This is a genomic window from Arthrobacter bambusae, from assembly GCF_030812595.1.
Lineage (GTDB): Bacteria > Actinomycetota > Actinomycetes > Actinomycetales > Micrococcaceae > Arthrobacter > Arthrobacter bambusae_B.
In genome coordinates this window covers 26,781-37,451 of sequence record NZ_JAUSSZ010000023.1, presented here as the reverse complement: position 1 = coordinate 37,451, position 10,671 = coordinate 26,781, and the positions used below count along the sequence as shown (strand labels likewise).

Below are 10,671 nucleotides of genomic sequence, written 5' to 3'. Positions count from 1 at the left end.
GGATCCCTGACCTGGGACCAGGGCGCCGAAATGGCCGCCCACAAATCCTTCACCCTCGCCACAGACATGCAGGTCTACTTCTGTGACCCCGCCAGCCCCTGGCAACGCGGCTCAAACGAAAACACCAACGGCCTGCTGCGCCAATACTTCCCCAAAGGCACCGACCTGTCCGCCTACGGACCCGAAGACCTCGAACACGTCGCCCAGGAACTCAACGGCCGCCCACGCAAAACGCTCGGCTGGAAAACTCCAGCCGAGCGCCTACGTGATTTACTACTAACCACCTAACCAACAGGTGTTGCAACGACCCCTAGAAACCGCCCACGGGAAGTTGGCCGGCCGTCGTCGTACTTGTCGTCATATGCATGCCCAAGGCGCTGCAGGGGCTAAAATTCGATGATGCCTTTTCTGGACAAACTTCAGCTCTGGGCCGATGAACGCCCCGACGACACCGCCGTCGTCGTTGGTGGTAAGCGGCTCAGCTGGGCCGACCTCCGGGACGCCGCGACCTTGCGCCTAGGGGAGACGGCCCCGACGGCGGTACTCGCCGAGCCCAACTCGCTGGACTTCGTGGTGGATTACACGGCCGCGGTGGCCGGCGAGCGGTGCTGTGCCGTGCTCGACCCGTTGTGGCCGCAGGCCATGATCGACGAAGTCACCCAGAGGATCGGACAAACCGGACCAGCCGCAGGCCGGAACCCGGGCGCTGGTGACGAGCTAACCGACGGCCATCCGGACAGCACGTTCCTGATCGGCTTGACGTCCGGGACCACCTCCGTACCCAAGGCCTTCACCCGTTCACGACGCTCGTGGCAGGTCTCGTTTGACGCCTCCATCGAATTCTTCGGGCTGGCGCCGGAGGACAAGACCCTCGCTCCGGGGCCGCTGGCCGCGAGCTTGAATCTGTACGCCTTGTCCGAATGCCTGTATGCAGGGGCGGCCTTCCACACAATGGAGACTTTCGACGTCGGCGATGCCCACGCAGCCATCAGTTACGACGGCGTGACGCGCTTGGTCCTTGTGCCCACCATGCTGCGCCTGTTGAGCGAACGCGGACTGACCGGAGGGGTGGACGCATCCGGCGTGCGGAGCATCATCTGCGCGGGATCGAAGCTGGACGCCCGAACCCTTGAAGCCGCCAGGCGCTGGGCGCCCAATGCGGCGATTTTCGAATATTACGGCGCGTCCGAGCTCAGTTTCGTTTCGGGAACGCGCCTCAACGCCGGGGAACCGCTCGACGCCGGCGGCACCGGCATCGGCAAGCCGTTTCCCGGGGTTGAACTAAGGATCACAGACGACGACGGCGTTGAGCGGCCCGAAGGGGCCGACGGAAACATCTGCGTCTGCTCCGGGATGGTGAGCAATGGGTATTTGTGGGGCGACGACGGCCAGGCGCTGCGGTGCTTTGACGGTTGGTACACGGTGGGGGACCAGGGCTATGTGGACTCCGGGGTCCTGCATATCCTCGGCCGTCGCTCTGACATGATCATCACCTCCGGGCGGAATGTCTATCCGCACGAGGTGGAGCTCGCCCTGGCATCGGTCCCCGGCGTCTCGGCAGCCGTCGCGGCCGGAATGCCGGACGAGGTCCGCGGCCAGAAAGTGGTCGCAGCAATCGTGCCCGCCTACGGCTCGGTGACGGCAACACAAGTGAAGACGGGCCTGGACGGATTGCTCGCCCGGGAGAAGCGACCCCAGCGGTATTTCACGCTGTCCGAATTGCCCGTGACGGACCGCGGGAAGGTAAGCCGGCAGCTGTTGCTCGACTGGATTGAGAACAACGATCCGCGGGCGAAGCCCCTTGCATAGCCGCGAGCTCGGCACCGGATTGGACCCTTCCCGCCAAGCGGTGATTATTGCGGCCCTGCGGACACCTATTTGCCGGGCCAACGGACAACTGAAGTCGCTTCGCGCCGAGGAACTCCTCTCCCCGGTCCTGCGCTCACTGCTGGCAACCGCGGGCGTTGCCGGTTCGGAGGTCAGCGACGTCGTCATCGGCAATGCGGTGGGCGGTGGCGGAAACCTGGCCCGGTATGCCGCATTGCACGCGGGACTGCCTGTAGGGGTTCCAGGACTGACCGTGGACCGTCAGTGCGGTTCCGGACTCGATGCGATCGCCTTGGCCTCCCGGCTCGTGGCCGCGGGCGGCAACGGCGTTTTCCTGGCCGGGGGAGTGGAGAGCATCAGCACCGCTCCGCTGCGTGCCAGGCGAAATCAGGACCCCGACGGCGAACCGGACTTCTACGCCCGGGCCACCTTCGTCCCGCCCGAGTTCGGGGACCCGGACATGGGTGTGGCCGCCGAAAACGTGGCGCGGGAATTCTCCATCAGCCGCGAGCAACAAGACGATTTCGCCCTGCGGAGTCACCAGCGCGCCGTCGCTGCCCGTGCCGCGGGCGTATTCGCTTCCGAAATTGTGCACTTGGAAGCAGCGGGTGCCGTGGTGCAGGCCGATGACGGACCGAGGGTGTCCCTCAAAGCCGGACTCATGGAACGCTTTCCACCCGCATTCGTCCCGGGCGGCACCGTGACGGCTGGAAACTCCTGCTTCGACGCTGACGCCGCCTCCGCCGTCGTTATCACTTCACTGCAGCGGGCGCGGCAACTAGGTGCCGCCGACGGACTGCTCGTCCTGGGCTGTGACACCGCAGGCGTGGACCCGGAACTGCTGGGGATCGGAGCTTCGGTGGCGGCCAAGCGATTGCTGGCCGAGCTTGATCTTGAACCCGGAAAACTGGACCTCGTGGAGTTCAACGAGGCATTCGCTTCGCAGACCCTTGCCTGCCTTGGCGCGCTGGGCGTGCGTCCGGAGCGGGCGAACCTCGACGGCGGAGCGCTGGCCCTGGGACACGCCTTTGGTGCCTCGGGAGCTGTCCTGGTGACACGGCTGCTGGCCCAAGGCCGCAGGATTGCCCAATCGCAGCCAGGCCGGGAGAGCTTGGCGCTTGCGATGATCAGCATCGCAGGCGGAATGGGCACTGCGGCGATGTTCCGATATGCGCAGTTGGCAGCCGACTAGGCTCCTGTGGTTAGTTTTCGGCTTCGCCAAGGCCGCGCGCGGCCAAGGCATCCCCGGTCTGCCGGGCATAGGCAACCGTGGTGATGAATACAGGCAAGACCAGGGCACGGGGATTGCGGTCCAGCCCCCGCGCGCGGGCCGAGTCGCGGACATCGGAGAATGCGCCGGCGATGAACGGAATGCTGCGCAGCATGATGGCGATGGTCAGGGCGAAGCGCTCAGGATCCGCCCCGAAACGCTGAAACGGCTTGGAAAGGGCAACCACCCCATCCAGCAAGGCCTGCACCGGAGTCGTGACGGTGAGCACCGACGCGGCGACGACGCAGACAAGCACATTGAGCACGATCCGCGCGGCAACTGGCCCGCCTAGTTGCCACCACTGGAAGGCGCCGATCACAACGAGGATGGGCGTCACGAGCCACACGGAACGCGCGAGCCTCCGGAACCCCGCGCCGCTCAGGAGGAAGAGCCCGCACATCACCGCGAGGACCACTGCTGAGACAAGCCAGTCGACAATCAGGAATGATGCAAGACCGCAGCCGGCAACCAGCAGAAACTTGAGCCACAGGGGCGCGCGGTGCACGAGCGAGTCGCCCGGCACATAGTTGGGGATCAGGACCCCGTGGCCCCTCATTTCGTTTTCACCGTGCGCCTTGGGCGGGCTCTGCGGCGCAAAGCGCACGGTAGTGTTCGACGGCGTCGGCTGCTCCGCCGTCGAACACTATCCGCCCGTCATCCACCACCAGGGCACGATCCGCTTCGAGGGCAAGGCCGAGATCGTGGGTGGACATGATGATCTGTTGCTCCAGGCCCGCAAGGGTCCGCCTGAGCAGCTCCCGGTTGCGCAGGTCCAGCAGCGTTGAAGGTTCGTCGAGGACCAGTACGGCGGGGTTGACCGCGAGGACTGCAGCCAGCGCGAGCAGTTGCCGTTCCCCGCCGGAGAGCTCGTAAATGCTCTGGTCGGCGAGGTCGAGGAGGCCGAACCGTTCCAGGACGGCTTCCGCCCGGGCCCTGCGTTCTTTGGAGTTCTTGATGGAACGGCGCAGGGAGAGTTCAACATCCTCCCGGCCGGTCGGCATGACCAGCTGAGAGAGGGGATCGGTGAAGACGAAGCCCACCTTGCTGCGAACCTGGCGAACGTCGCGGATGCTGTCTGCGCCGTTGACTTTGACGGTACCTTCGCTTGGCGCCACCAGGCCGTTGAGCAGGCGCAGCAGAGTGGATTTTCCTGAACCGTTGGCCCCGATGACCGCGATGCGTTGCTCTGTGAGTGCCAACGAGACGTCCTGCAGCAAGGTCTTGGGCGTCGGATTGCCATCGACGGCCACGCGCACGGAGACTTCGCTGAGAATGATGGTGTTCATGTCCTGCTTGTTCCGCCCTACTTGACGCGGCGGACCAGGATGTCCGGGAAGGCCTTGTGGAGGGAGACGGCGATGATCGCCGCCAGGACGTTCTTAATGGTGTCCCCGGGGTAGTAGGGCAGGTCGGCCAGGAAGGCCTTGGTGAAGTCGAACTTGGCGTTGACCATGAAGCCAAGCACACCGAGCCCGTGGATGAGGACGATGGTGCTGATCATGGCCGCGGTGAACAGGAAAAGGGCACGGTACTTGACCGTCCTGCGGATCACGATCGCGGCCAGCCAGCCGGTGGCGGCCGCCGCCAAGGGAAAGGCGATGATGTAGCCGGCCGACGGTGTTGCGAGGATACCGAGCCCGCTACGGCCACCGCTGAAGATCGGCAGTCCCGCGAAGCCGAGGAGGGTGTAAAGCCCGACGGCGGCAAAAGCCCGGCCGCCGCCGAGCACGAGGCCGGTGAGGATGACGGCGAGGGTCTGCAGCGTAATCGGCACGCCAAGGGCGCCGACCGGGATCCCCGGGACCTGCGTTGAGGCGGCAACGAGGGCCGCGAATACGGCGATGAGGCCGATGTCCGTCGACGTCCAGCGGGTGCGCGGGGAAGTTTGCCGCGTGGATGCGGTGCCGGTGCTGCTCATGGTGTGTCCTGTCTGTGCCGTGGGGGCGGATGGATCCCCTGAAACCGACACTACCGAGCAACCTGGCACGGAATTTTGTAGGGTGTCCACGAGCAGCACGGCAAGGCCTTGGGGCCAAGGTACAAAGATTGATGCTGCTCGCGGATTGATACTGCTCGCGGCCCGAGCTTTCGCTAAGCCTCGATCTCGTCGTCCGTTGGAGTGAAGCCCGCGCGATCCACCTTGCGGTGGAAGTGCATGCCGGCCAGTCCTCCCAGTGCCGCGGCGACGAGGGTCACAACTGCCACTACGACGGTGGCGATGATGCCGGTTGTGCTCAGCTGACCCTCATTCACGGGAATCCTCGGGAAGCTGTTCACGTTGGCGAGGATATTGAACCGCGGTCCGGCGGCCAACCCCAGCAACGCCACCAGGACGGCGACGATGACTGCCCAAAACCAGACCATGAGCCCCTGCCTGACGCCGTTGAACCGGGCCATGCGTCCGGCCACGTAGCCGCCGCAATAATAGGAAAGGAACAGGATCACCAGGAGCGATATGATCCCCGCAATGCCGACGGTTTGCGACGACGCCAGGTTCACTGCGTCACTGACGTTTGCGTTGTTGGCGAGCCCGACACCGACCCCCGCCGCCGCAAGGATGGCTACCAGCAGCACGGCCATCCCCGTGGCGGTCAGCCAACCGAAGAAGGCGGAGCCGATCTTGATTCCGCCGAACTGCTCTCTTTCACGGGCGACGACGGTCTCACGGGTGGCGGCGTCCGGGTCGGAAGCGGCGGGAACCACGGGATAGCTGCTCGTTTCGTCGACGTAGCCTGCGCCGTTTCCACGCACATCATCTACTCGGTCAGTCCGTGGTTCGGCAGTGTACGGGACTTCATCGTCGCCACGGACAGCACGGACGTGCTTGCCATCGGATCCTGTTGCACTGCTCATCGAGTGCCTCCCTCGCAATTGTCCATTCGGATTCATCCTGAGCCACTGTGCGGCGTTCCCTGCGGGTTCCTACATTCACCTAACCATGTGCCGAAAATAGTAGCAAGGGTACTTACTATTTCCGGAACATCCGCCCTGCCTTCGTTGCTGGCGAGCGTGAGACCTCGCGGGCGGTAGAATTGTCAAGGCCGTTTGTTCGGCCCCTCCACTTCAGCCGCGCCTTGACCTCCGGCGCTGCGGGTGTTCCCCATTGAAAGGCATCCCCCGAATTGATTACCGTCCAGGAACTTGAACTGCGCGCCGGCGCCCGCCTGCTCATGGACCAGGTGAGCTTCCGCGTGGACAAGGGGGACAAAATCGGTCTGGTGGGCCGGAACGGCGCAGGTAAGACGACCCTGACCCGCGTCCTCGCCGGCGAGGGGCTGCCGGCTGCGGGCAAGGTTGCCCGGAGCGGTGAGATTGGCTATCTGCCACAGGACCCTCGCACCCCGGACATGGAGCAGTTGGCACGCGACCGTATTCTTTCCGCCCGCGGCCTCGACGTGGTGGTGGGCAAGCTACGGCAGGCGCAGGCGGACATGTCCAGCGAAGACGCCACGGTCCAGCGCAAAGCCATGAACCGTTACGACCGCTTGGAAGCCGAGTTCCTCGCCGGAGGCGGTTATGCGGCCGAGGCCGAAGCTGCAGCGATTTCCTCCAACCTGGCCCTTCCCGAGCGGCTCCTGAACCAGCCGCTCAAGACACTCTCGGGCGGCCAGCGCCGTCGCGTGGAGCTGGCCCGGATCCTCTACTCGGACGCCGAAACACTCCTCCTGGACGAACCCACCAACCACCTCGACGCGGACTCGATCACCTGGCTCCGGGACTTCCTCAAGGGCCACCAGGGCGGCCTGATCGTGATCAGCCACGACGTGGAGCTCCTCGAAGCCACGGTCAACAAGGTTTATCACCTGGACGCCAACAGGGCGCAAATCGACTTCTACAACATGGGTTGGAAGCGCTACCTGCAACAGCGTGAAACCGATGAACGCGCCCGTAAGCGGGAACGCGCGAATGCCGAGAAGAAGGCCCAGGTCCTCATGGACCAGGCCAACAAAATGCGTGCCAAGGCCACCAAGGCAGTGGCGGCGCAGAACATGGCGAAGCGCGCCGAACGGCTGCTTGGCGGACTGGAAGCGGTCCGCGAGAATGACCGCGTGGCAGCCTTGCGTTTCCCGGATCCTGCTCCGTGCGGCAAGACTCCGCTCACGGCAGAAGGCCTGAGCAAGTCCTACGGTTCCCTGGAAATCTTCACAGACGTGGACCTGGCAATCGACCGCGGATCCAAGGTGGTTATCCTAGGGCTCAACGGTGCCGGCAAAACCACCCTCCTGCGGATGCTCGCCGGGGTGGACAAGCCGGACACCGGCGACATCGTCCCGGGCCACGGGCTCAAAGTGGGCTACTACGCACAGGAACACGAAACCCTCGACCACGGCCGCACCGTCCTGGAGAACATGCGGTCGTCGGCTCCGGACATGAAGGACGCCGAGGTCCGCGGGATCCTCGGTTCCTTCTTGTTCTCGGGCGACGATGTGGACAAGCCGGCAGGTGTGCTTTCCGGTGGTGAGAAGACGCGATTGGCCCTCGCCACGATCGTGGCCTCGAGCGCCAACGTGCTGCTCCTGGACGAGCCCACCAACAACCTCGACCCTGCCAGCCGCGCTGAGATCCTCAGCGCACTGCGGAACTATTCCGGCGCCGTCGTCCTCGTCAGCCACGATGAAGGCGCCGTGGCTGCGCTGAACCCGGAACGGGTGGTCCTGCTTCCGGACGGCGTCGAGGACCACTGGAACGAAGACTACCTGGACCTCATCACCCTCGCGTAGGGGAGCGGGTCAAGCGCATTCCCGCCCCGTCAGCGCATTTCCCACGGCGCGGAGGAAAGCGGGCGGCCCAGCTCAATGTAGCTTTTCAGATTGGACAGGACGGCCGACCAGCCGTGGCTTGCAATGGCCAACTGTTCGTCGTCGGCGATGTTCCTGTGATGGACGGTGAGCCGGGCAATACCGTCATGCGACTCGATGGTGAAGGTGACGACGTCGGGCTTCACCACCTCCGGAACCGCTGGATCCTCCCAGGTGTTCACCAAGCGCGCCGACGGCGTTGCTTCCAGGATGGTTCCCACGACGTCGGCAGTTCCGGAGCCATCCGTCCGCCGGTGTTCCCATCGCGAGCCTGGCTTCCAATCCGAGACATTGGCGTGGCCCCAGTACTCGGCGCTTTGGGCCTCGTCCGTCAGTGCCGTCCAAATCTGGTCCGGGGTTCCCTCGATGTATGTGACGTAGGTGTATTCAGCCATGCTCACCAGCCTAGCCCGAGGGCGAGTCGAATCAACGGCTCCGGCGGTTTAGCCGCTCCACGTTCAGCCGCTCCGCAAGGCAACGCCTCAGCGGACCTTCAGTGGCTGGGCGCCCGTAATCCGTTGGAGTTCGCCGTAACTGATGGAGAACATCGAATTATGGTCACCAGCGCCTGCCCAGAGCAGTCGGTGCTCCTGGAGCGAAATGTCGAGGATCGTTCGAATGGGCCGCGGGTGCCCAACCGGCGCCACGCCGCCTACGGCCTGTCCAGTGTGTTCCAAGACGAAGGCCGGGCTGGCCCGGCGAATTTCGGCTGTCCCCAAGGAAGCCGCTACCAGGGCGGTGTCCACCTTCCCTGCCCCGCTAGCGAGAATCAACAGGGGCGCACCGCCGACCTCGAACACCAGGCTGTTGGCGATGGCCGCAACATCGCAACCGAGCAGGGAAGCTGCCGCAGCTGCCGTGGGCACTTCGTCGTCGAAAGTGCGCACCGTATCCTGGGCGCCGGCGGCGGTCAGGGCCGACTTCACATTCAGGACGGGGGCCGGGACCGTCTCAGTACCCTTGTGCATCCAGGATTGCGTCTTCCTCTTCTTCGGCCGTCGGCCTCTTCGATTTCCGTGGCGCGGGTGCCTTGCGACGAGGCAGCACGCCGATCTCATCCTCTTCCTCGTCCTCGGCATCAATCCGGGCATTCCGGGCCTGTTGCCTGGCCGCGTAGCCAAATCCGACGAACATCAGGACGCCGAAGGCAAACCACTGCAAGGAGTAGGAGAGGTGGGTTCCCTCGTCCGTGGCCGGTTTGGCGAACGGCGCGGGCATCACCGGGGCAGCGGGCGATTCCGTGGCCAACTGCCCGTAGGCGCCGGTCATGATGGGGTAGTGAAGTTCCGCGGCGTAGGCAGGAAGATCGATGGATTGCAGCTGGCCATCGACGGCCCCACGGCCGAGGTTGGCCTCCGAAGCCTGCAAACGTACGACGACGGTGACCTCTCCGGCGGGCGGGGCCGGGATGCTGTCGGGATGGCCGGGTGTCTTGTTTCCGATGGGCAACCAGCCTCGGTCAACCACCACTGCGTCGCCGCTCGTCAATCGGAACGGGACCACTACCTCGTATCCCGGCTGGCCATTGAGGGGTCGGTTGCGGACGACGCGTTGGCCCGAGACATCATAACTCCCATGGAGTTCCACTTGCGTCCATTCCCGTTCCGGATCCAGCGATTGGAATTGGGCTTTGGCGGCTGAGAAGGGGAGGGGAGTGGCTGAATAGTTGTTGACGACACGGTTGATTTCCGCCAACGTCTCCGCCCTGCGGTCCATTTGCCAGCGGCCCAGCAAGACGCAGCCGGTCGCGAAGATCACGGCCAACACGAAGTAGCCCAGCCACTTCCTGGAAAAAAGGAAGCGATACATTCAGCGGGCCTCGCCTGTGTCAGTGGTGGTGTCCAGGTCTGCGGACTGCGGAGCGGAACCGGCTAGGCCAGGCTCATTTCCGGTGGACACGTGTTCGAAAGGTATTGTCTCCTTCCACAGGCCGCGGGTCCGCAGGTAGTCCTCCAACCAGTCCCGGTGCTCTTCGCACGAAAGCCACACCTTTCGGCGTTCGGGAGTATGGATACGTGGATTGTTCCACAGGAGCTGCCACGCAGCTCCTGCACGGCACGCCTTGCGTGAACAAACCGCCGGTGGCGTCTCGCCCTGGCCGGCGTGCTGCTCATTTTCCAGCCCAAGGCCGCCCATGGTGAAGATGTTCATGAAGCCGCCTGTCCTTCCCCGCCGAACGGATATTTGCGCCGCCCGCTGCCGGTGAAGTCATCCGGTTCCGGGGTGGCAGTGTCCTGATGGGCCGTGTCGTCGTCGATGAGTTCACCCTCCAAAACGGTGACAGGTGCCGCGGGCGGCTCCCCTTCTTCCGCAGGCGACGCTTCCAGCTCCGCGGCCGGGACATAGTCCAACAGTGCATCGCTGTGGACTTCGGCCTTGTCGCTGCCGTTGGCGATCACTACGGCGATCCAGGGCAGGAATACGGCCCCTGCCACCGCGATGATCTTGAACCAGCCATCGACCACGAAAATAAGGATGAGGCACACCAAGCGGATACCCATCGCCACGGCGTACTTGATCATCCGTTCGCGCATGTCGTCCGAGTGTGCGGCAGCGGCGTCGGTAATGCTGTGCACCACGGGGTCACCCGAAACGGCGTCCGGGTCCCCGGGCGCCTGCAGGGGACTGCTATCTCTTGTCACGGCTGATTCATCACGCTCCAACGGCTCCCCTCAATTCTCTCACCCCGGAACGGGCCTCCCAAACCGCGCCGGGCGCAGCTACCCGCGGGCAGGCCCTGCCGGCGGCTAAGATCGATGCAGGAAATCACCCACT

Annotated in this window: 13 protein-coding genes; 4 read left to right on the top strand and 9 right to left on the bottom strand. The window is 64.5% G+C overall.

Annotated elements, in window-relative coordinates:
- The 3 genes from J2S96_RS19485 to J2S96_RS19475 all read left to right on the top strand — a co-directional run.
- Positions 1 to 288 (top strand): IS30 family transposase (locus tag J2S96_RS19485; protein WP_306867339.1); only part of this gene is annotated, 288 nt, incomplete at its 5' end.
- Between the two features lie 111 nt (positions 289 to 399).
- Entirely contained in the window at positions 400 to 1,809 is a 1,410-nt protein-coding gene (locus tag J2S96_RS19480; protein WP_306867335.1) for a class I adenylate-forming enzyme family protein, read from the top strand.
- Positions 1,802 to 3,019, top strand: coding sequence for a thiolase family protein (locus J2S96_RS19475; RefSeq protein ID WP_306867332.1), 1,218 nt, complete (start codon positions 1,802 to 1,804; stop codon positions 3,017 to 3,019). The genes J2S96_RS19480 and J2S96_RS19475 overlap by 8 nt, the downstream gene beginning before the upstream one ends.
- Before the next feature lie 10 nt (positions 3,020 to 3,029).
- Here the strand turns inward: J2S96_RS19475 and J2S96_RS19470 are convergent, their stop codons facing one another.
- The 4 genes from J2S96_RS19470 to J2S96_RS19455 form a co-directional block, all read right to left on the bottom strand.
- Complete coding sequence (locus J2S96_RS19470) at positions 3,030 to 3,653, bottom strand: energy-coupling factor transporter transmembrane component T family protein (protein WP_306867329.1); 624 nt, start codon at positions 3,651 to 3,653, stop codon at positions 3,030 to 3,032.
- Between the two features lie 7 nt (positions 3,654 to 3,660).
- On the bottom strand, positions 3,661 to 4,383 hold the full coding sequence (locus J2S96_RS19465) for an energy-coupling factor ABC transporter ATP-binding protein (RefSeq protein ID WP_306867326.1): 723 nt from the start codon (positions 4,381 to 4,383) through the stop codon (positions 3,661 to 3,663).
- Positions 4,384 to 4,400: 17 nt separating this feature from the next.
- Entirely contained in the window at positions 4,401 to 5,015 is a 615-nt protein-coding gene (locus tag J2S96_RS19460; protein WP_306867323.1) for a biotin transporter BioY, read from the bottom strand.
- A 173-nt stretch (positions 5,016 to 5,188) separates the two neighbouring features.
- Positions 5,189 to 5,950 carry a hypothetical protein gene (locus J2S96_RS19455; protein WP_306867321.1) on the bottom strand — a complete coding sequence of 254 codons (762 nt, stop codon included), beginning with the start codon at positions 5,948 to 5,950 and terminating at the stop codon, positions 5,189 to 5,191.
- 269 nt (positions 5,951 to 6,219) lie between these two features.
- On the opposite strand from J2S96_RS19455, the gene abc-f reads away from it, so the two are divergent.
- Positions 6,220 to 7,818 (top strand): ribosomal protection-like ABC-F family protein, encoded by a 1,599-nt coding sequence (gene abc-f, locus J2S96_RS19450; RefSeq protein WP_306867318.1) that lies wholly within the window; start codon positions 6,220 to 6,222, stop codon positions 7,816 to 7,818.
- 29 nt (positions 7,819 to 7,847) lie between these two features.
- Here abc-f and J2S96_RS19445 read toward each other — a convergent pair whose 3' ends face one another.
- From J2S96_RS19445 to J2S96_RS19425, 5 genes are all read right to left on the bottom strand, one after another.
- Positions 7,848 to 8,291 (bottom strand): SRPBCC domain-containing protein, encoded by a 444-nt coding sequence (locus tag J2S96_RS19445; RefSeq protein WP_306867315.1) that lies wholly within the window; start codon positions 8,289 to 8,291, stop codon positions 7,848 to 7,850.
- An 87-nt stretch (positions 8,292 to 8,378) separates the two neighbouring features.
- Positions 8,379 to 8,864, bottom strand: coding sequence for a YbaK/EbsC family protein (locus J2S96_RS19440; protein WP_306867313.1), 486 nt, complete (start codon positions 8,862 to 8,864; stop codon positions 8,379 to 8,381).
- Positions 8,848 to 9,705, bottom strand: a complete 858-nt coding sequence (locus J2S96_RS19435; RefSeq protein ID WP_306867310.1) for an SURF1 family cytochrome oxidase biogenesis protein — start codon at positions 9,703 to 9,705, stop codon at positions 8,848 to 8,850. Before J2S96_RS19435 ends, J2S96_RS19440 begins: the two co-directional genes overlap by 17 nt.
- Positions 9,706 to 10,047 carry a hypothetical protein gene (locus tag J2S96_RS19430; RefSeq protein WP_370873172.1) on the bottom strand — a complete coding sequence of 114 codons (342 nt, stop codon included), beginning with the start codon at positions 10,045 to 10,047 and terminating at the stop codon, positions 9,706 to 9,708. It lies immediately after the preceding gene.
- Positions 10,044 to 10,559 carry a DUF3099 domain-containing protein gene (locus J2S96_RS19425; RefSeq protein ID WP_306867307.1) on the bottom strand — a complete coding sequence of 172 codons (516 nt, stop codon included), beginning with the start codon at positions 10,557 to 10,559 and terminating at the stop codon, positions 10,044 to 10,046. The genes J2S96_RS19430 and J2S96_RS19425 overlap by 4 nt, the downstream gene beginning before the upstream one ends.
- Between the last annotated feature and the right edge of the window lie 112 nt (positions 10,560 to 10,671).

Bases quoted from the DNA above. Each gene is read 5' to 3' on its own strand.
- J2S96_RS19435 (WP_306867310.1), bottom strand. From the start codon at position 9,705: ATGTATCGCTTCCTTTTTTCCAGGAAGTGGCTGGGCTACTTCGTGTTG.
- J2S96_RS19440 (WP_306867313.1), bottom strand. From the start codon at position 8,864: ATGCACAAGGGTACTGAGACGGTCCCGGCCCCCGTCCTGAATGTGAAG.
- J2S96_RS19465 (WP_306867326.1), bottom strand. From the start codon at position 4,383: ATGAACACCATCATTCTCAGCGAAGTCTCCGTGCGCGTGGCCGTCGAT.
- J2S96_RS19470 (WP_306867329.1), bottom strand. From the start codon at position 3,653: ATGAGGGGCCACGGGGTCCTGATCCCCAACTATGTGCCGGGCGACTCG.
- J2S96_RS19430 (WP_370873172.1), bottom strand. From the start codon at position 10,047: ATGAACATCTTCACCATGGGCGGCCTTGGGCTGGAAAATGAGCAGCAC.
- J2S96_RS19460 (WP_306867323.1), bottom strand. From the start codon at position 5,015: ATGAGCAGCACCGGCACCGCATCCACGCGGCAAACTTCCCCGCGCACC.
- J2S96_RS19445 (WP_306867315.1), bottom strand. From the start codon at position 8,291: ATGGCTGAATACACCTACGTCACATACATCGAGGGAACCCCGGACCAG.
- J2S96_RS19455 (WP_306867321.1), bottom strand. From the start codon at position 5,950: ATGAGCAGTGCAACAGGATCCGATGGCAAGCACGTCCGTGCTGTCCGT.
- J2S96_RS19480 (WP_306867335.1), top strand. From the start codon at position 400: ATGCCTTTTCTGGACAAACTTCAGCTCTGGGCCGATGAACGCCCCGAC.